A 20,224-nucleotide genomic window follows, 5' to 3' on the forward strand; every position below is an offset into this window, starting at 1 on the left:
CACCTTAGGCGCGCCCCTTCCGCTGAGGGGGTAGGGCCGGTCGGCCCTACCGGTCCGCCGCCACCGCGCGCACGATGGACTGATGTTCCAGAACGAGGCGTTTCGCGCACTGGACCGGGAAGAGTGTGTGCGCCTGCTCGCCAAGGTGCCGGTCGGCCGCGTGGTCTACACCCGGCACGCGCTGCCCGCGGTCCTCCCCGTCAACTTCTCGCTGGACACCGACGCCTCGGTCCTGCTGCGCACCTCGCCGGGCTCGGATCTCGTGCGGGCCATCGACGGCGTCGTGGTCGCCTTCGAGGCGGACGAGTTCGACGCGGCGGCCCGGTCCGGCTGGAGCGTGGTCGTCACCGGCCGGGCCTCCGTCGTGACGGATCCCGCCGAGCACGAGCGGCTCTCGCAGAGCGGGCCCACGTCCTGGATGCCCCTGCGGGACGCGGCGTTCGTGCGGATCGAGTCGGAGATGGTCACCGGGCGCGAGCTCAGATGAACACCTGACGGTTCCCCGGCGCGGGTTCCGTCGCCCCGGGTGCCGGACAGCTCGTAGATTGGAAGTGCCGGCAGTCGCGCTCGGGGAGTACGGAGAGCGCCTGATGACAACGGACCTCGACTTCACGGCGTTCTTCGACGCCACACCAAGCCCGTACCTGGTGCTGGACTCGGACCTGGTGATCCGCTACGTCAATCCGGCCTACCTGCGGGCCACCGGCCGGACCAGGAACGAGCTGGTCGGGGAGTACTTCTTCGACGCCCTCCCGGTGAATCACGCCGGGCCCGACGACGCGCAACGGACCCTCGAAGCGTCGCTGCACCGGGTCCTCGACTCCGGGAATCCGGACACCCTGGTGCTGCAGCGCTATGACATCCCCGCCCCGGGCCGGCCAGGCGGCTTCGAGGAACGGTGGTGGTCCAAGATCCACACCCCGATCGCCGGGCCGGACGGTACCGTGCGGTGGATCGTCCAGCGGGCCGAGGACGTCACCGCCTTCGTCCGTTCACGCCGGGCGATCCAGCACGGCGAGGAGTTCACCGAGCGGGAGAAGGGCATGGCCGCCGAGCTGTACGCGCGGACCCGCGAACTGCACCGCCTGAACCAGGAACTGCTCCAGGCCCATGCCCGTGAACGGCAGGTCGCCGTGACCCTGCAGGAGGCCATGCTCGCCGTGCCCGACCTGGACCGGCACGACAACATCGCGGTGCGCTATCGGCCGGCGACCACCTCACTGAACGTGTGCGGCGACTGGTACGACGTCGTCGACCTGCCGCCCGACCGCTACGCCGCGGCGGTCGGAGACGTCGTCGGCCACGGCCTGCACGCCGCGGCGATCATGGGCATGCTCCGCAGCGCCCTGAGCGCCGTCATCCGCGCCATTCCCAGTCCCGCCCAGGCGCTGGAGGTCCTCGGGCTGTACGCCCGGTCCGTGGACGGCGCGATGGCAGCGACCGCGGTCAAGGTACTCATCGACACCCGCAGCAGGCTGATCATCTACAGCAACGCCGGGCACCCTCCGCCGATCCTGCTCCACGCCGACGGGACCTGCGACCTGCTGGACCAGGCCACCGATCCGCCGCTCGGCACACGCGAGCACCATGTCCCCCGTCCGCAGTCCGGGCTCACCTACACCCCCGGAGACACCCTCGTGCTCTACACCGACGGCCTCATCGAACGCCGTGGCGAGGACATCGACGCCGGCCTGGCACGCCTGACCACGGCCCTGGCAGAGGACCACGCCCTGGCGCCCGGCCGACTGGCCGACGCGCTGCTGACCCGCCTCGATGTCACCGGGGGCGCCCCCGACGACATCGCCCTCGTCGTCATCCGCCTGTGACCCCGCGCGGCACCTTCGGGCTCACACGACGTCGAGAACGTCTGCCACCGGGCGGCGGGGCGTGGCCGGGCCGCGCGGGCCGTAGCCGAGACGCAGCACCATCTGCACCTGACCGGTGCCCGATCCCGGGTCGCGGGCCAGCAGGCGCAGGTCGCGGTCCTCCAGGGCGTGGGAGGTCAGTGAGGTGGCGAGGTCGGCCAGGGTGGCCTCCAGCAGGACCCGTTCCAGGGCCTGGCCGGCGCGCAGCCAGTCGGCCGGGCCGTCGCCGGGGGTGCTGAGCAGGGCGAGGTGCGCGGTGCGCTCGAAGCTGGTGCTGCCGCGGTCGGCCACCGGCCGGCGGCCGGTGAAGTCCCGGACGGGAGCCTTGCCGTCCCGTTTGCGCGGCCCGAAGGCGTACTCGGGGACGCCGTCGACGGCGGTGTCCGCCTCCGGCCCGAGCCGGGTCCAGCGCACCAGGTCCTCGTTGGCGGCGGGGTCCATGACGTCGCGGCTTTCCGCGTCGCGCACCAGCTCGAGCACGGTGTCGGCGTGCCAGGGGCCGGGGAACAGCAGCTCGGCTCCCTCCCGGGCCGCGGCCTCCCGCAACGTGGCCCGGACGTCCTCGGGCACGTCCTTGTCGGCGAAGGGGTGGCGGCTGGTGTGCCGCTGCCGGATCGCCGGATACAGCCGAGCCAGGTCCGGATCCGGCGCCCGCTCGGCGGGGCCGGCCAGGTGCACGGCGGCGAGCAACAGCGGATCTTCCGGCTCGGGCACCAGTCGCGTCCTGGGGGCGAGGCCCGCGTGCACGGACGCGACGCGCAGGTTGAACAGCGCCGCACCACAGCCGATGTGCAACGCCCGGTTGTCCGGATCCGAGCGGGGCATGGCCCGTTCCAGGTCGGCGTGGAGCAGAACGACCCGTTCACCGGTGAGAAAGCGGAAGCGCCACGGCTGCGCGTTGTGCATGGACGGGGCCGCGGTGGCCGCCGCCACCAACCTGGCCACGGTCTTCTCCTCGAGTGGCGACGCCATGGCCTCCTCCTCTTCAGGGGCCTTCTCGCCTGAGCCGGTCCTGGGCCTGGGTGGCGATGACCGCGGCCTGGATGCGGCGTTCCACACCGAGCTTGGCCAGCAGCCGTGAGATGTGGTTCTTCACCGTCTTCTCGGCGAGGTAGAGCCGCTGGCCGATCTGGCGGTTGGTGAGGCCCTCCCCGATGAGGGCGAGGATCTCCCGCTCGCGGTCGGTCAGGCCCGGCAGCGTCTCGGGCTCGGGTTCCGGCTCCTGCCCCTGGCGCAGCCGGGCCATCAGCTTGGCCGTGGCGCTGGGGTCGAGCAGCGACTGGCCTGCGGCCACCGTGCGCACGGCCGAGACCAGGTCCGAGCCCTGGATCTGCTTCAGCACATAGCCGGACGCGCCGGCCATGATCGAGTCCAGCAGGGCCTCCTCGTCGTCGAAGGAGGTCAGCATCAGACAGGCCAGCTCCGGCATGCTCGAGCGCAGCTCCCGGCACACGGTCACGCCGTCGCCGTCGGGCAGCCGGACGTCGAGCACCGCGACCTGCGGGCGCAGCGCGGGCACGCGTACCAGGGCCTGCTCGGCGGTGGCGGCCTCGCCGACGACGGTGATGTCCGGTTCGTCGTTCAGGAGGTCGTGCACCCCGCGACGTACCACCTCGTGGTCGTCCAGCAGGAAGACCCGGATCGGGTGGTCGGGGCCGGGCTTGTCACCGTCCGCCATCGCATGCTCCTTGTTCCGCGTGTTCCGCGTTGTCCGAAATCCGCTCCGGACCGCGCCCGCCGGGCGGCGGCGGCCGGTCCCGCCTATCGCAGATCTTGCTCGATCCGGGGCCCAAGGGCCAGGGCCGGTCGGCCCTACTCACCCGGGCGCCCGCCTCCGGGTACCCGGTCGGGGCCCGTTTCCTCACCGCTCGGGGCCGATCGGCCCCGCCCGCGAGGACATTCAGCACCTGCCGCCGCGCCGGAAAGCGGCCGACCGTGGAACCGCACCCCATCGACAGAGCTTGAGGAGCATTCCATGAAGGCAGCAGTCGTCCGGTCCTTCGGCGCACCGCTGGTGATCGAGGAGCGGCCGGACCCGGAGCCGGGCCCCGGTGAGGTCCGTATCCGCCTCGAGGCGTCCGGGCTGTGCCACACCGACATCCACGCCGCGCACGGCGACTGGCCGGTCAGGCCCAGCCCGCCGTTCGTGCCCGGTCACGAGGGCGTCGGCATCGTCGAGGCGCTCGGGGACGGTGTCGCCGGTCCGCCGGTCGGGCAGCGGGTGGCCGTGCCCTGGCTGGGCTGGGCCTGCGGGCGCTGCGAGCACTGCCTGTCCGGCTGGGAGACGCTCTGCGAGCGGCAGCGCAACACCGGCTACGGAGTGGACGGCGGGTACGCCGAGAAGATGCTCGCCTCGGCCGATTTCGCCGCCCCGGTCCCCGACGGCATCGACCCACGCGAAGCGGCCCCGCTGACCTGCGCCGGTGTGACCACGTACAAGGCCCTGAAGGTCGCCGACGTGCGCCCGACCCAGCTGGTGGCCGTCTCGGGGGTCGGCGGTCTCGGGCACCTGGCCGTTCAGTACGCGAAGATCGCCGGTGCCACGGTCGCCGCGATCGACGTCACCGACGACAAGCTGGAGCTCGCCCGGGAGCTGGGTGCCGACATCGTGATCGACGCCCGCGCGCAGGATCCGGCCGAGGTGCTCAGGCGGCACGGCGGCGCCCACGCGGCCGTCGCGCTGGCCGTGAACGAGGAGGCGTTCGCCGCCGTCTACGGCGGTCTGCGGCGCGGCGGCAAGCTGGTCATGGTCGCGCTGCCCGCCGGCGGCACCATCCGGGTACCGATCTTCGACACCGTCCTGAACGGCACCTCCGTCATCGGTTCGATCGTCGGCACCCGCCAGGACCTCCAGGAGGTGTTCCGGCTGCACGCGGCCGGACGCACCCGGGTGATCTACGAGACCCGGCCGCTGCGGGCCGTCAACGAGTCCATCGCCGAAGTCCTGAACGGGCAGGTCAAGGCACGCATCGTCTTCGAGATGTGAGACCCCTGCACCACCTCCTGGAGCGCCGGAAGGAAGAGCACCGCCATGGTCCGTTACACGTACGCGTTCACCGAGGGCGGCCGGGACATGGCCGACCTGCTCGGCGGCAAGGGCGCCAACCTGGCCGAGATGACCCGGATGGGGCTGCCGGTCCCGCCCGGCTTCACCGTCACCACCGAAGCCTGCCGCGCCTTCCTCGCCACCGGGTCCGAGCCGCCCGGTCTGGCCCGCGAGATCTCCGATCACCTCACCGGCCTGGAACGGGCCGCCGGGCGACGGCTGGGGCAGCGGGACGACCCGCTGCTGCTGTCGGTCCGCTCCGGGGCCCGCTTCTCGATGCCCGGCATGATGGAGACGATCCTGGACATCGGCCTCAACGACGACTCCGTGCTCGGCCTGGCCGAGACCTCCGGGAACGAACGCTTCGCCTGGGACTCCTACCGCCGTCTCGTGCAGATGTTCGGCAGCACTGTCATGGGCGTCGACAGCGGCTTGTTCGAGGACCTCATGGCCCGGCTCAAGGAAGCCCGCGGGGCCCGCGACGACCTGGGGCTGGGCGCGGCCGATCTGGCCGGGCTCGTCGAGGCGTACAAGGAGCTGATCCGGCTCGAGAAGGGTGAACACTTCCCCCAGTCCCCGGCCGAGCAGCTGCGCCGTGCGGTCCTCGCCGTCTTCGAGTCCTGGAACGGCGAACGCGCCCGCCTGTACCGTCGCCGCGAACACATCCCCGACGACCTCGGTACCGCGGTGAACGTGCAGACCATGGTCTTCGGCAATCTCGGCCCCGACTCCGGCAGCGGCGTCGCCTTCACCCGCGACCCGGCCACCGGAAGCGCCGGCCTGTACGGCGACTACCTCCCCAACGCCCAGGGCGAGGACGTCGTCGCGGGCGTCCGGAACACCGTCCCGCTGACCGGGCTGGAGCGCCTGGATCCGGCCTCGTACGCTCAACTCCGCGAATACCTGGGGACGTTGGAGACCCACTACCGGGACCTGTGCGACATCGAGTTCACCATCGAGCGTGGCCGGCTGTGGATGCTGCAGACCCGGGTGGGCAAGCGGACGGCCGAGGCCGCGTTCACCATCGCCGCCGGACTGGCCGACGAGGGGCTCATCAGCCCGGACGAGGCCCTGGCCCGCGTCAGCGGGGACGGGCTGGCCCGGCTGATGTTCCCCCGGTTCGACACCTCGGCCGTGGGTGAGGCGCTCGCGCACGGGATCCCGGCCTCGCCGGGGGCCGCCGTCGGCGCCGTGGTGTTCGACTCCGCCGAGGCGGTCCGCCGGGCCGCCGCCGGGGAGAAGGTCGTCCTCGTGCGGCAGGAGACCACCCCCGACGACCTTCCCGGCATGGTCGCCGCCCAGGCCGTGCTCACCAGCCGGGGCGGGAAGACCAGCCACGCGGCCGTGGTCGCCCGCGGCATGGGCAAGGTGTGCGTGTGCGGGGCCGAGGAGATCACCGTGGATCCGCAGGGGCGCCGCCTCACCGTGGGTGAGGTCACCCTCGAGGAGGGCACGGTCGTCTCCGTGGACGGCTCCGACGGCGCCGTCTACCCGGGCGCGGCCCCGCTCGTCGACTCGGCGGTGATGCGGTACTTCGAGACCGGCGCGGTCCCGGCCGGGCTGGTGGAGGCCGTGGCCGGCGCCATGCGACGGGCCGACGGCGTGCGGCGGCTGGGCGTGCGGGCGAACGCCGACACACCCGAGGACGCCGCCCGGGCCCGCCGGTTCGGTGCCGAGGGCATCGGCCTGTGCCGCACCGAGCACATGTTCCTCGGCGACCGCCGGCGGCTGGTCGAGGCGATGATCCTGGCCCGTACCGACGCAGAGCGGGAGCGGGCGCTGGACGCGCTGCTGCCGCTGCAGCGGCAGGACTTCACCGCCATCCTGGAGGCGATGGACGGCCTGCCGGTCACGATCCGGCTGCTGGATCCGCCGCTGCACGAATTCCTGCCGGACCGCACCGAGCTCGCCGTACGCCTCGCCGCCGCCGAGGCGCGCGGCACCCCGCCCGGCGCGCACGACGCCGAGCTGCTGGACGCCGTGAACCGCATGCACGAGGAGAACCCGATGCTGGGCCTGCGCGGCGTGCGTCTGGGGCTGGTGGCGCCGGGTCTGGTCGCCATGCAGGTACGGGCGATCGCCGAGGCGGTCGTCGAACGCGGGCAGGCGGGCGGAGATCCACGGGCGGAGATCATGGTGCCGCTGATCGACACGGTCGAGGAGCTGCGACTCGTACGGGAGGAGGTGCGGCAGGTCCTGGCCGACGTCTCCAAGGAATCCGGTGTGTCCGTCGACTGCCCGGTCGGCACGATGATCGAGCTGCCCCGGGCCGCCCTCACCGCGGGCCGCATCGCCGAGGAGGCGCAGTTCTTCTCCTTCGGCACCAACGACCTCACCCAGACCACGTGGGGCTTCTCCCGGGACGACGTCGAGGCCGCGTTCTTCTCCGCCTACCTCGACAAGGGCATCTTCACCGTGTCCCCGTTCGAGACGATCGACCGCGCCGGTGTGGGGCGCCTGGTCGAGATCGCCGTCGCCGAGGGCCGCGCCGCCCGGCCCGACCTGAAGATCGGGGTCTGCGGCGAGCACGGCGGAGACCCGGAGTCGGTGCACTTCTTCCACGCCGCCGGACTCGACTACGTCTCCTGCTCACCGTTCCGCGTGCCGGTCGCGCGCCTGGAGGCCGGACGGGCCGCTCTCACCGGAACCGACGTCAGCGACAGCAGGTGAGCTGCCCTCACCGGGGCCGACCGGCCGGAGAGGAGGCGGCGTGCTGACCCGCGTCGTCGGCGAGGTGATGACCGGCGAGGTCGTCGAAGCCCGCCGGGACACATCGTTCGAGGACCTGGCACGGCTGCTGGACCGCCACCGCGTCAGCGGCCTGCCCGTGGTGGACGACGACGGCAAGGTCGTGGGCGTGGTCTCCGCCACCGACCTGATGCGCCGACGGGCAGCCCGGCCCGGGAGCGCCCGTCGCCCCAGCGCGGCGGACCGGGCCCCGGTCGCGGACGAGCTGATGTCCTCGCCCGCCGTAACCATGCACCCCGAACAACGCGTCGCGGACGCCGCCCGCGTGATGGAGCGCCACCGCGTCGGCCGGCTTCCCGTGGTGGACGAGGAGGACCGGCTGATCGGTATCGCCACCCGGCGGGACCTGCTGCGGGTCTTCCTGCGAACGGACGACGAGATCCGCCGGAGCGTGACCGACGAGGTCCTCACCCGCGCGCTCGGCCTGCCGCCCCGCGCGGTGAGCGTCTCGGTCCGGGACGGCATGGTCGTGCTGGAGGGGCCGCTGGAACGGCGCAGCGACATCCCCGTCGCCTTCCGGCTGACGTGGCGGGTGGATGGCGTGGTGGGGGTCGTGAACAACCTGACGTTCCGGGTCGACGACACTCGTCCGGACGCGCGGTGCTCCTCGCGTCCGCTCACCGGCCGCGACAGTCCGCAGGGCCGTCCGGCCCCCGCGCCCGGGGCCGGACGGACACCGAACGGGGACCTGGCGGACCTGCGCGGCACCGGGGCGCCGGAGAGAGGCTGAGGGTGGAGCGGCGCCGGTCCCCCGGGGCGCCGCTCTCCCGACGGGCCGCCGACTGTGCGGCCTCACCTTCCGACGACGGAGGCACACCCATGACCCGCCACGACGACCGCACCGCGACCGCTGCCCCCGGCGAAGGGCCGTCCGACATCGCCGTCGCCGTCGACCGGCTGGTCACGAACGGGCTCAAGGCCCTGGCCGACTACGAGGAACTCGACCAGGAGCAGGTCGACCACGTCGTCAAGAAGGCGTCGGTCGCCGCTCTGGACCAGCACACCGCGCTGGCCCGGCTGGCCGTGGAGGAAACCGGACGCGGCCTGTTCGAGGACAAGGCGGCCAAGAACATGTTCGCCTGTGAACACGTCACGCACGGCATGGGCCCGATGAAGACCGTCGGCGTGATCGCCCGCGACGACATCGAGGACATGGTCGAGATCGCCGAGCCGGTCGGCGTGGTGGCCGCGGTCACTCCCGTCACCAACCCGACCTCCACCACGATCTTCAAGGCCCTCATGGCGCTGAAGACCCGCAATCCGGTGGTCTTCGCCTTCCACCCCTCCGCCCAGCGGTGCAGCGCCGAAGCGGCACGGATCGTGCGTGACGCCGCCGTGGCCGCGGGCGCGCCGGAACACTGCGTCCAGTGGATCGAGGCCCCGTCCGTCGAGGCGACCAGGACGCTCATGCACCACCCCGGCGTCTCCCTCATCCTCGCCACCGGCGGCAACGCCATGGTCAAGGCGGCCTACTCGGCCGGCAAGCCGGCCCTGGGCGTCGGTGCCGGCAACGTCCCCGCCTATGTGCACAGAACGGCGAAGCTGCGCCGGGCCGTCAACGACCTGGTCCTGTCGAAGTCCTTCGACAACGGCATGATCTGTGCCTCCGAGCAGGCCGTCATCCTGGACGACCAGATCTATGACGCCGCCCTGGCCGAGTTCCGCGCCCTGCACGCCCATGTGGCGACCGCCGAGGAGAAGGCGCTGCTGGAGGCCTTTCTCTTCCCCGTCGGCAAGGCCGCGGGCGGCGGCTGCGAGCCCAAGGTCAACTCCGCGGCCGTCGGGCGGAGTCCGGTGTGGATCGCCGAGCAGGCCGGGTTCACCGTGCCGGCCGGCACCTCCGTCATCCTGGCCGAGGCCACGCGGGTCGGCCCCGACGAGCCGCTGACCCGCGAGAAGCTCTGCCCCGTACTCACCGTGCTGCGTGCGGGGTCCGAGCAGCAGGGCTTCGCCCTGGCCGCCGACATGGTCGCCTTCCACGGCCAGGGGCACAGCGCGGTGATCCACACCGAGGACCGGGCGCTCGCCGAAGCGTACGGCCACCGTATGAAGACGGTCCGGGTCATCGTCAACTCCCCGTCCTCGCAGGGCGCGATCGGCGGCATCTACAACGGCCTGCTGCCGTCGCTGACGCTGGGGTGCGGCTCCTGGGGCAGCACGTCGGTGTCCAACAACGTCTCCGCCGCACAGCTGCTGAACGTCAAGCGGGTCTCCACCCGCCGCAACAACCTCCAGTGGTTCAAGGTGCCGCCGAAGATCTACTTCGAGCCGCAGGCCATCCGCTACCTGCAGGCCATGCCGGACGTCCACCGCGTCACGGTCGTCACCGACGCCACCATGACCCGCCTCGGTTTCGTCGACCGCGTCACCCGCGTCCTGCAGCGCCGGCCGGAGCCGGTGACCCTGCAGATCATCGACAACGTCGAGCCCGAGCCGAGCATCGACTCCGTGCGTCACGGTGCCGGTCTCATGCGGGACTTCCGCCCGGACACGATCATCGCCCTGGGCGGCGGCTCGCCCATGGACGCGGCGAAGGTGATGTGGCTGCTGTACGAGCAGCAGGCCGCCGGCAAGGACATCGACTTCGCGGACATGCGGCAGAAGTTCTCCGACATCCGCAAGCGTGCCTTCCGCTTCCCCGTCCTGGGCGCCCGCGCCCGCCTGGTCTGCGTTCCCACCACGTCCGGCACCGGCGCGGAGGTCACCCCGTTCGCCGTCATCTCCGACCCGGCCACCGGCAAGAAGTACCCGCTGGCCGACTACGCGCTCACCCCCAGCGTGGCCATCGTCGACCCCCTCCTCACCACCGGACTGCCCCCCGCCCTGGCCGCCGACAGCGGCTTCGACGCCCTCACCCACGCCATCGAGTCGTATGTGTCCGTCTACGCCAACGACTTCACCGACGGCCTCGCCCTGCACGCGATCCGCCTCGTCTTCGGTCACATCGAAGCAGCCGTGAACGACCGCGACGGCTCCGCCGGGGCCCGGGAGAAGATGCACAACGCCGGCACCATCGCGGGCATGGCGTTCGGCAACGCCTTCCTCGGCATCGTCCACGCCATGTCCCACACCCTCGGCGCCACCTTCCACATCGCCCACGGCCGCACCAACGCGGTCCTGCTGCCGCACGTCATCCGATACAACGGCACCGCTCCCACGAAGCTGACCGGCTGGCCCAAGTACGAGGACTACCGCGCCCCCGAACGCTTCCAGGACATCGCCCGCACCCTCGGTCTGCCCGCCGCCACCCCGCAGGAGGGGGTGGATTCGCTCGCCGCCGCCGTGGAGCGCCTGCGCGACGCCGTGGGCATCGAGCCGTCGTTCCAGGCCCTCGGCATCGACGAACGGGCCTTCCTCGACGCCCTGCCCCAGCAGGCCCTGAACGCCTACGAGGACCAGTGCGCGCCGGCCAACCCGCGGATGCCGATGCTCGACGACATGCAGGGGCTGATGCGCGCGGCCTACTACGGGCTGGGCGAGGCGACCGACGCACAGGCGTGATCGGAAGCGGCAAGGAGTCCCGACCGGATATCCGGTCGGGACTCCTTGCCGCCGCACCTCGATCAGGCAGGCCGCTCCTTCACAGCGCCCGCAGGCCGTGTTCCCGGAACTGCTCGCGCACCCGCTCCGCCAGATCCGGACCCGGGGTGGGGGTGTCGCGCAGCGGGAAGGGAATGCCCAGTTCGCCGTACTTGTGGGCGCCGAGCTTGTGGAACGGCAGGACGTCCACACGGTCGACGTTGCCCAGCCCGGCGAGGAACGCGCCGAGCCCGTCGACGGCCGCCGGGTCGTCGGTCCAGCCGGGCACGAGGACGTAGCGGATCCACACCGGGATACCCAGCCGGTCCAGGCGGGTGGCGAAGTTCAGAGTCGGGGAGAGGTCTCCCCCGGTCAGCTTCCGGTAGGCGCGGACGTCGAAGGACTTGACGTCCAGCAGGACCAGGTCGGTGTCGGCGAGCAGTTCGCCGGTCGCGCGGGCACCGAGGAAACCGGAGGTGTCGAGGGCGGTGTGCAGACCGAGTTCCTTGCAGCGGCGGAAGACCGCGGCCGTGAACGCGGGCTGCAGCAGGGCCTCGCCGCCGGTGAGCGTCACTCCCCCGCCCGCGGTGGTGATGAAGGGCCGGTACTTCTCGATCTCGCCCAGCACCTCGCCGACGGTGGTCGGCTTGCCGTCGCGCATGTGCCAGGTGTCGGGGTTCGCGCAGTACAGGCAGCGCAGGGGGCAGCCGCTGAGGAACAGGACGAACCGGGTCCCGGGACCGTCCACTCCCGTGGACAGGTCCCAGGAGTGGACGCGGCCGGTCACCTGCTCGACGGTGGTGTTCACAGCGCTCCGTGGAAGGTGCGGCTGATCACGTCGAGCTGCTGCTCACGGGTCAGGCGGACGAAGTTGACGGCGTATCCGGAGACCCGGACGGTCAGCTCCGGGTACTTCTCGGGGTGTTCCATGGCGTCCTCGAGGGTCTTGCGGTCCAGGACGTTGACGTTCATGTGGAAGCCGCCGGAGGCCATGTAGGCGTCGAGGATGCCGACCAGGTGGCCGGCGCGCTCGGCGGGGTCGTGGCCCAGCCCCTCGGGTGTGATCGTCGTGGTCAGCGAGATGCCGTCGCGGGCCTGCTCGTAGGGGAGTTTGGCGACCGACAGGGCGGAGGCCGCCACACCGTGCCGGTCCCGGCCGTTCATCGGGTTGGCGCCCGGTGCGAACGGGGCGCCGGCGCGGCGGCCGTCGGGTGTGTTGCCGGTGTGCTCGCCGTAGACGACGTTCGAGGTGATGGTCAGCACCGACTGAGTGTGCTCGGCGTCCCGGTACGTGGGGTGCTCGCGCACCTTCGCCATGAACGACTCCACCAGGCCGACGGCGAGGCTGTCGGCGCGGTCGTCGTTGTTGCCGTACGCCGGGAAGTCCCCTTCGGTCCGGAAGTCGACGGCCAGCCCGGAGGCGTCCCGGAAGACCTTCACGCGAGCGTGCTTGACGGCGGACAGACTGTCCACGGCGACCGACAGACCGGCGATGCCGCACGCCATGAACCGGTGGACCGGGTAGTCGTGCAGCGCCATCTCGATGCGTTCGTAGGCGTACTTGTCGTGCATGTAGTGGATGACGTTCAGCGCGTCGACATACGTCCGGGCCAGCCAGTCCAGCATCCGGTCGTACGCCGCCGAAAGCTCGTCGTAGTCGAGGTACTCGCCGGTCAGGGCGGGCATCGCGGGCGCGATCTGCTCGCCGGTCATCTCGTCCCGGCCGCCGTTGACCGCGTACAGCAGCGCCTTGGCCAGGTTGACCCGCGCCCCGAAGAACTGCATCTGCCGGCCCACCGCCATCGCCGAGACACAGCAGGCGATCGCCGTGTCGTCACCGGTGCGCGGGCGCATCAGGTCGTCGGACTCGTACTGGATCGCGCTGGTGTCGATGGAGACCCGCGCGCAGAACTCCTTGAAGCCCGCGGGCAGTCGGGGCGACCACAGGACCGTCAGGTTCGGCTCGGGGGCGGGACCGAGGTTGTAGAGGGTCTGCAGGAAGCGGAAGGAGGTGCGGGTGACCAGGGGGCGGCCGTCGGTACCGATGCCGCCGATCGACTCCGTCACCCAGGTGGGGTCACCGGAGAACAGCGCGTCGTACTCGGGCGTCCGCAGGAACCGCACGATCCGCAGCTTGATCACGAAGTCGTCGATCAGCTCCTGGGCGCGCGTCTCGTCGATGCGGCCCTCGTCGAGGTCGCGCTGCAGGTACACGTCCAGGAAGGTGGAGGTGCGGCCCAGCGACATCGCGGCACCGTTCTGTTCCTTCACCGCGGCCAGGAAGCCGAGGTAGAGCCACTGCACCGCCTCGTGCGCCGTGGCGGCGGGGCGGGTGACATCACAGCCGTACGAGGCCGCCATCCGCGCGAGCTCGCCCAACGCCCGGACCTGCTCGGCCAGTTCCTCGCGGTCGCGGATGACGTCCGGGCTGGAGGGCCGCGCGTCCAGCCGGGCGCGTTCGGCCCGCTTGGCCTCGACCAGACGGTCCGTGCCGTACAGCGCGACGCGCCGGTAGTCGCCGATGATCCGGCCACGGCCGTACGCGTCCGGCAGTCCGGTGATGATCCCCGCCTTGCGGGCAGCGCGCATCTCGGGGGTGTAGGCGTCGAAGACACCGTCGTTGTGGGTCTTGCGGTAGGTGCTGAAGACGCGCGTGACGAACGGGTCGGCCTGGTAGCCGTACGCCTTGAGCCCGTTCTCCACCATCCGCAGCCCGCCATTGGGCATGATCGCCCGCCGCAGCGGGGCGTCCGTCTGCAGGCCGACGACCAGCTCGCGGTCGCGGTCGATGTAACCGGGGCGGTGCGAGGTGATGGTGGAGGGCAGACCGGGGTCCACGTCGAGGACGCCGCGACGCCGTTCCTCGGGGAAGAGGGCGGCGACCTTGCCCCAGACCGCGAGCGTGCGCGCGGTCGGCCCGGCCAGGAAGGCGGGACCACCCTCGTAGGGCGTGTAGTTGGCCTGGATGAAGTCGCGCACGTCGATGTGGTCCCGCCAGCGTGTACCGACGAAGCCTCGCCATGCCCCGGTTGCCGCCCGGGGTCCAGATGCCACCGTTGCCGTCATCGCCGGTCTCTCCCTCACTCCACGCGCAGGATCTCTGCACCTGCGATGCTCGTCGCTCGCGGTGCCCGCGGGCAGGGCCTGTCAGCGCACCCGGGGCCCGCCATCCGTCCCGCCGTGCCGGGCCGTTGGGCCCCACGCGGATTCGGCCGCCAGGGAACCGGCCGACGGGCGGCACGAGAAGGGACGGGCCGGAGCAAGGGACGTTCAGGCGGGGAGGTCCACCCCGTACAGGGTGCGTCCGCCGACGAGCTCTCGCCCGGTGACCAGTTCGGGCTCGATGCGTACGAAGACCTCCTGCGGCGCCGGTGCCCAGGAGACCGGGCCGGTGCGGACCAGGCGCTCGTGCTCGGCGGGATCGGTCACCACACCGGCCGGGCCCGTGACGACGACACTCCAGCCGGACTGCCGGCCGGCGTCGACGTCGTCGGCCTCGAAGGCGACCACAGCACCATCGATCGCACGGACCAGTTCCGAAGTCGCGGAAGTGCGCAGCAGAACCGCACCGTCGCCGTCCAGGCTGAAGTTGACCGGCAGCACGGCGGGCAGGGCCCTGAGCGTGTAGACGATGCGGCCCACGGGCACCTCGGCCATCAGCCGCAGGCACTCGTGCCGCTTCAGCTCGCGGAAACCATCGTTGGGGTACATCGGCCGGCCGTCCTTAGCTCGGTACAAGCGGTACTGCGTCCTTCCACCCTGAGCCCGCCGGGGCCCGCGAGGTGAGGGGCCATGGGTCCCGTGGGAGTCGCAGAACGGCCCGATGCCACACCACGGCCGGCGGGCCGTGTGGCCGGTCCGTCCGGGAGTGCGGGCGATACCCGGGCCGCTCGTCCGCCCCGCTTCGCAGGACGGCCCCGGGCGGACCAGGCGGTCAGGGCCGACAGGCCCTACCGGCGCATCGCCTTGTCCTGTTTTCTCGGTCCATGCCCCAGAACGACCTCAGCCCAGCGCCTTCCCGTACGGAGCACACCGTCGACGGCACCACCGTCGTGGAGCTGCGCGGCGAAATCGACATCCGCACCGCGCCGTCCCTCGCGTTCCGGCTGGAGGCCCTGACCGCGGCCCCGCACCCTGATGTGGTGCTGGATCTGCGCTCCACGGCCTTCATCGACTGCGCCGGCCTCGGGGTGCTGTGCCGGGCACGGAACCGGGCCGAGGCGCGGCAGGGCCGGCTCCGGCTGGTCACGGACAGCGCCAGCTTCCGGCGGATCCTTCGCAACGTGGGCCTGGCCGGGGCCTTCGAGCTCCACTCCGATCTGGACACGGCCCTGGCCGGTACCCCGCGGGCCTCCACCGCGCGTTGAACGCAGGTACCTCGGTGCGTTCCTCCGTTCCGGGGTCAGCCGTGCGCGCGACGGTGCGGGACGGGGCCGGAGGGCTGGGTCAGCGTGTTGTCACCGGTGCGGCCGGCGAAGTAGTCCTCGATGTTGCGGACCGTGGCCTCGGCGATCTGCTCCACGGCGTCCCGGGTGAAGTACGCCTGGTGCGAGGTCACCAGGACGTTGTTGAAGGTCATGAGGCGGGCGAGGCGTTCGTCGGTCATCACCTCCAGGGACTTGTCGAGGAAGAACAGCCCGGCCTCCTCCTCGTACACGTCCAGTCCGACACCTCCCGGTTTGCCGGCGCGCAGGGTGCCCAGCAGGGCGTCAGTGTCGATCAGGCCGCCGCGGCTGGTGTTGATCAGGATCGCGTCGTCCTTCATCAGTGCCAGCGCTTCGGCGTCCACCAGGTGGTGGGTGCTCGGCAGCAGCGGCACGTGCAGGCTGACCAGGTCGGCCTCCGCGAGCAGCCGCTCGTGCTCGACGTACCGCATCCCCAGGGCCAGGCAGTCCGGATTCTCGGTGATGTCCCAGCCCAGCAGCCGCATGCCGAAACCATGGGCGATCCGGGCGAAGGCGGTGCCGATCTTGCCCGTGCCGACCACCCCCGCGGTCCGGCCGTGCAGATCGCGCCCCATCAGTCCGTCGAGCCGGAAGTCGAACTCCCGGGTGCGGTGCGCGGCCCGCACGATCCGGCGGTCGACGGCCAGCGCCAGCGCCCAGGCGAACTCGGCGACGGAATACGGGGAGTAGTACGACACGCGGGCCACCGTGAGCCCCAGTTCCCCGGCCACCGTCAGGTCGATGTTGTTGAATCCGGTGGCCCGCTGGGCGATCAGCCTGGTGCCGCCGTCGGCCAGCGAGCGCAGCACCTCCGCGTCCAGGGTGTCGTTGACGCCGGACAGCACGACCTCGTGGCCCTCGGCGGTCGGGGCGGTGTCCCGGTCCAGGAACAGTCCCAGGCAGCGCAGCTCATGACGGTCGGCGAACGCCCGGTCGAACGCCTCGCGCAGCAGCGGTTCCTCGTCCGCGAGGACACCGTACGCGACGATCTCCACGTGCTCTCCTCCCATCGGGGCGGGTGGCCATGCCCTCCACGGTAGGGCGCGGCCCGAGCGGCCGCCGCCCCGTGTGCCGGTGAGGGCGGCGGCCGCTGCGCGGGATCCCGGGTTCCCCTCCCTCTCGAGTTCCCGCGCGGCACTCTCGTGGCTCCTGGGCATGCGAGAGGATGCCCTGCCGACGTGAGCCACGAGGTCTGGCGCAGCTGCTTTCCGACGCGGGGCACACGAGCCGGGAACCGGCCCGGGCTGTCCACGCCCGCGGGGCCGGGAGTCGTCCCGGCGCTCTCACAGCCTGCGCAGCCAGTCCTCGGCGACGCCGTGCAGCGCGGGCTCGTCCGGCCGGAGGTGCGAGTCGTCCAGCCGGTGGGTGAGCTCGTCGACCACGGCGACGACGCCGTCGATCTGGCGTGTCATGGAGACGGCGATCTCCGTCTCGCTCTTGCGCTCAAGGCTTCCGGCGAGGGTGACGACACCTTCCGCCACCAGAACGTCGACGCTGCGTGGTGCCTGCCACAGCGCGCCTACCAGGACCTCGTCGATCACCTGCCGGCGGATGTCCGGGTCCGGCCGCAGGAAGACCTGCAGCAGATCCCGCCGGGTGACGATGCCGGCGAGCCGGTCCTCCCCGTCCACCACGGGGAGCCGCTCCACGCGCCGCTGGGCCATGGTGCGGGCGGCCTCGACGATGGTGTCGTCGGCGCGCGCGGTGACGGGTGGCGCGGTCATCAGCTGTCCGGCCGTGCGGGCCCGCGCCTTCGCGGCCTGCCTCCGGGCGCCGCGGGTCAGTCCGGCGAGCCGGAAGCGACGCTTCGCCTGGAACGGGCGGGGTGTGTCGGCCTGCCGCAGCATCAGGTCCGTTTCGGAGACGACCCCGATCACCTTCTCGTCCTCGTCGATCACCGGCAGCCCGCTGATCCGGTGGTCGGCCAGCAACCGGACGACCTCCTTGAAGGGGGTGCCGTACTCGACGCGAACGACGTCCGTGGTCATCACGGAACCGACCTTGTTGTGCCTCATGTCCGTCTTCCCTTCTCGGCTACGGGATCCCTGTCGGCCGGCGAGCGGTTCGCGGCACGACGCCGGTCAGCCGTCGTCGTGCTCCCGGTGCGGTACCACGGCGACCGCGCAGGCGGAGTGGTGCAGCACCGCGTGGGCGACCCGCCCGAGCTGGAGCCCGACGTGCCCCTCACGGCGCCTGGCACCGACGACCAGCAGGTCGGCCTCGTGGGAGGCGTCGACCAGTACCCGACGGGCCGGGCCCTCGACCGTGCGCCGGCGCACAGCGACGTCCGCCGGGACGTCCCGCAGAGCCGTCTCCAGTTCCCCGGACGCCCGCTCCTCGTGGAGGCGGGCCGGTTCGCCGGACAGCAGCGGGTGGTCGGTGGTCTCGTGCGCGGGGCACCGCCAGGCCCGTACGGCCTCCAGGATCACGCCGCGCCGCCGCGCCTCCTCCACGGCGAACCGCACGGCCGCCGACTCCTTCGCCTCCTGGCCGACACCCACCACGACGCGACCGCGCACCGGCGGTGCCGCCTGGTTGTCGTGGCTGCCGCGCAGCACGATCACCGGGCAGTGGGCGTGGGCGGCGACGGCCAGGCTGACGGAGCCGAGCAGCAGCTCCGCGATGCCGCTGCGGCCACGGGTGCCCAACACCAGTGCGGCGGCGGTCCTCCCCTCTCGCACCAGGGCGTACTCCGGCTCCTCGAACACCACGTCGGTGGCCACCCGCAGGTGCGGATGGCGCACGCGTGCCCGCCGGGCGGCGGCGCCGACGACGTCCTGGGGCAGCGGCAGCGTGCTCGGCTTCCCGATGTCCCGGGCGAGCGCGGCACCCTCGTACCGCTGCCACAGGCAGGCGTACACCACCCGCAGTGGCACCCCGCGCAGCGCCGCCTCGTCGGCCGCCCAGTCGACGGCGCGCAAACTCGGCTCGGAGCCGTCCACTCCCACGACCAGGGGCGCGTCGACGGGTCGTTCGACAGGTGCGTTCATGGTCTCCACCGCCTCCGGGAACGCGCTCAGTCGTGCGCGACTACGGCGACGGGGGCGGTGGCGTGGTGCAGCACCGCGTGGGTGACGGGCCCGATGTGGGCGCCGAACGGGTTGCGGCGGATCCGACGGCCGACGACGACCAGCGACGCCGCGCGGGACGCGTCGACGACGTGCAGGGCGGGGCTGCCGGCGGGGGACTCCTCGATGACCTCCACGTCCGGGTACTTCTCCCGCCAGGGGCGCAGGACCTCGGCCAGGGCCGCGGCCTCCTGCCGGCCCAGTTCGGCGTTGAGTTCGAGGTCCGCGGGAAGGCCGTAGGCGAAGTAGGGCGGCAGGTTCCAGCCGTGCACGGCCTTCACCGCGGTGCCACGGCGGGCGGCCTCCTCGAAGGCGAAGGCGATCAGCGCGTCATGGGGATGCTCCGTGTCGAGGCCGAGCACCACGGGCCGGTACGCGGTGGCGGTGGACGGGACGCCCCCCGGGTCCTTCTCGTGCTCGTCGGCGGCGCGCTGCCCGGCCCGGACCAGAACGACGGGGGTCTCGGTGTGCGCGATCACCGACATGCTCACGGAACCGACGAGGAATCCCCCGATGCCGCTCAGCCCGCGCGACCCCAGGACCAGCAGATCAGTGTCCTTCGCCACCTCGGCCAACACGTCCATCGGCCTGCCGGGGATCTGCTCGACGGCCACGTCCACCTCCGGGTGGCGCAGGCGCAGTCCCTCGGCCGCCTCGCGCGGAATCCGCTCGCTCCAGTGCGCCTGGGTCTCGGCACCGAGGAGCGGGGCCTGCGCCATGGCATCCGGGACGGGTTCCCAGACGTGCGCAAGCCGCAGCCGCAGGCCGCGCAGCTTCGCCTCTCGGGCCGCCCACTCTGCGGCGGCACGGCTCTCGGGCGAGCCGTCGAGGCCTACGGTGACGGTGCGGGACATGGTGTCCACCTCCTGTATCGGGGTCGCGGTCACAGAGTGGTGGAAAGGAAGCGTCCCTCAGCAGAGGCCGCAGGTCCCGGGGACCGGGACCGACAGGCCCCATTCCGGGAGCGCCCAGCGGGCCCGACGGCCGTGCTTCCCCACTTTCCGTGGGGGCGGAGGCCGTTCGGCATCCCGTGGCCGGCCGGTGCCGTGGAGGATCCCGGCGTACGCGGGCGTGGCCGACCCGCCGGCGGTCGACGGGCCATGGGCGCTCCCGGCCGCGCGCGGCCAAAGACCGGGACGCCTCGCGACACCGGCAACCACCTTTCGATCTCGGTCGGCCTGCCCCGGGCAGGGTGAGGCCTGGCAGTCGGCATCACCCCCCTGGACCCGGTCGGTCGACTCGGTGGCGAACTCGCCCGCGTCAGAAGGGCCGTGCTCGGCGACCTGACGGGGCGTACGGCGTGACGGCGCGGTCGGCCGTGAGCGGAGCTCCCACCCTGCCGACGGCCGTGACCACGTACCGGATGTGGCGCCACCCCAGTGGACCGCCCGGGCCCCGTCCACAGCGCGGCGCTCCGCGGACGGGGCCGACAGGAACTCGTCCCGGTGCCGTGAGGCCCCACGGCGGAACGGGTCGTGGGGCCGAGGGACCCGAACCCATGGGGCCGTTCGGCCCCTCTTCGCCCTGCACCGC

The 20,224-nt window shown here is 72.2% G+C and carries 16 protein-coding genes; 7 read left to right on the forward strand and 9 right to left on the reverse strand.

Annotated elements, in window-relative coordinates; all coding sequences use genetic code 11:
* The first annotated feature begins 82 nt into the window (after positions 1–82).
* Both IE212_RS10345 and IE212_RS10350 read left to right on the forward strand, forming a co-directional pair.
* On the forward strand, positions 83–487 hold the full coding sequence (locus IE212_RS10345) for a pyridoxamine 5'-phosphate oxidase family protein (protein WP_190197456.1): 405 nt from the start codon (positions 83–85) through the stop codon (positions 485–487).
* Between the two features lie 103 nt (positions 488–590).
* Positions 591–1,826, forward strand: a complete 1,236-nt coding sequence (locus IE212_RS10350) for a PP2C family protein-serine/threonine phosphatase (protein WP_190197457.1) — start codon at positions 591–593, stop codon at positions 1,824–1,826.
* 21 nt (positions 1,827–1,847) lie between these two features.
* Here IE212_RS10350 and IE212_RS10355 read toward each other — a convergent pair whose 3' ends face one another.
* Entirely contained in the window at positions 1,848–2,837 is a 990-nt protein-coding gene (locus tag IE212_RS10355) for an Acg family FMN-binding oxidoreductase (RefSeq protein ID WP_190197458.1), read from the reverse strand.
* 13 nt (positions 2,838–2,850) lie between these two features.
* On the reverse strand, positions 2,851–3,543 hold the full coding sequence (locus tag IE212_RS10360) for a response regulator (RefSeq protein WP_190197459.1): 693 nt from the start codon (positions 3,541–3,543) through the stop codon (positions 2,851–2,853).
* 297 nt (positions 3,544–3,840) lie between these two features.
* On the opposite strand from IE212_RS10360, the gene IE212_RS10365 reads away from it, so the two are divergent.
* The 4 genes from IE212_RS10365 to adhE all read left to right on the forward strand — a co-directional run bounded on the left by IE212_RS10365 (position 3,841) and on the right by adhE (position 11,160).
* Entirely contained in the window at positions 3,841–4,851 is a 1,011-nt protein-coding gene (locus IE212_RS10365) for a zinc-dependent alcohol dehydrogenase (RefSeq protein ID WP_190197460.1), read from the forward strand.
* Between the two features lie 45 nt (positions 4,852–4,896).
* Positions 4,897–7,581, forward strand: coding sequence for a pyruvate, phosphate dikinase (gene ppdK, locus IE212_RS10370; protein WP_190197461.1), 2,685 nt, complete (start codon positions 4,897–4,899; stop codon positions 7,579–7,581).
* 40 nt (positions 7,582–7,621) lie between these two features.
* Positions 7,622–8,389 (forward strand): CBS domain-containing protein, encoded by a 768-nt coding sequence (locus IE212_RS10375; protein ID WP_229864191.1) that lies wholly within the window; start codon positions 7,622–7,624, stop codon positions 8,387–8,389.
* A gap of 89 nt (positions 8,390–8,478) precedes the next feature.
* Complete coding sequence (gene adhE / locus IE212_RS10380; RefSeq protein ID WP_229864193.1) at positions 8,479–11,160, forward strand: bifunctional acetaldehyde-CoA/alcohol dehydrogenase; 2,682 nt, start codon at positions 8,479–8,481, stop codon at positions 11,158–11,160.
* A 79-nt stretch (positions 11,161–11,239) separates the two neighbouring features.
* Here adhE and pflA read toward each other — a convergent pair whose 3' ends face one another.
* The 3 genes from pflA to IE212_RS10395 form a co-directional block, all read right to left on the reverse strand.
* Complete coding sequence (pflA, locus tag IE212_RS10385) at positions 11,240–11,986, reverse strand: pyruvate formate-lyase-activating protein (protein WP_190197462.1); 747 nt, start codon at positions 11,984–11,986, stop codon at positions 11,240–11,242.
* Positions 11,983–14,244 (reverse strand): formate C-acetyltransferase, encoded by a 2,262-nt coding sequence (gene pflB / locus IE212_RS10390; RefSeq protein ID WP_190197463.1) that lies wholly within the window; start codon positions 14,242–14,244, stop codon positions 11,983–11,985. Before pflB ends, pflA begins: the two co-directional genes overlap by 4 nt.
* 204 nt (positions 14,245–14,448) lie before the next feature.
* A complete protein-coding gene (locus IE212_RS10395) occupies positions 14,449–14,889 on the reverse strand; it encodes a pyridoxamine 5'-phosphate oxidase family protein (protein WP_190197464.1) in 441 nt (146 codons plus the stop codon).
* Positions 14,890–15,164: 275 nt separating this feature from the next.
* Here IE212_RS10395 and IE212_RS10400 point away from each other — a divergent pair, with 275 nt between their 5' ends.
* Entirely contained in the window at positions 15,165–15,545 is a 381-nt protein-coding gene (locus IE212_RS10400; RefSeq protein WP_190197465.1) for an STAS domain-containing protein, read from the forward strand.
* A gap of 35 nt (positions 15,546–15,580) precedes the next feature.
* Here the strand turns inward: IE212_RS10400 and IE212_RS10405 are convergent, their stop codons facing one another.
* The 4 genes from IE212_RS10405 to IE212_RS10420 form a co-directional block, all read right to left on the reverse strand.
* Positions 15,581–16,618: a 2-hydroxyacid dehydrogenase gene (locus IE212_RS10405; protein ID WP_190197466.1), complete on the reverse strand. Its 1,038-nt coding sequence runs from the start codon at positions 16,616–16,618 to the stop codon at positions 15,581–15,583.
* A gap of 288 nt (positions 16,619–16,906) precedes the next feature.
* Positions 16,907–17,638 (reverse strand): CBS domain-containing protein, encoded by a 732-nt coding sequence (locus IE212_RS10410; protein ID WP_190197467.1) that lies wholly within the window; start codon positions 17,636–17,638, stop codon positions 16,907–16,909.
* 66 nt (positions 17,639–17,704) lie between these two features.
* Positions 17,705–18,613: a universal stress protein gene (locus IE212_RS10415; RefSeq protein ID WP_190197468.1), complete on the reverse strand. Its 909-nt coding sequence runs from the start codon at positions 18,611–18,613 to the stop codon at positions 17,705–17,707.
* Positions 18,614–18,639: 26 nt separating this feature from the next.
* Complete coding sequence (locus tag IE212_RS10420; RefSeq protein WP_190197469.1) at positions 18,640–19,545, reverse strand: universal stress protein; 906 nt, start codon at positions 19,543–19,545, stop codon at positions 18,640–18,642.
* Between the last annotated feature and the right edge of the window lie 679 nt (positions 19,546–20,224).

Source organism: Streptomyces djakartensis (assembly GCF_014651075.1).
GTDB lineage: Bacteria > Actinomycetota > Actinomycetes > Streptomycetales > Streptomycetaceae > Streptomyces > Streptomyces djakartensis.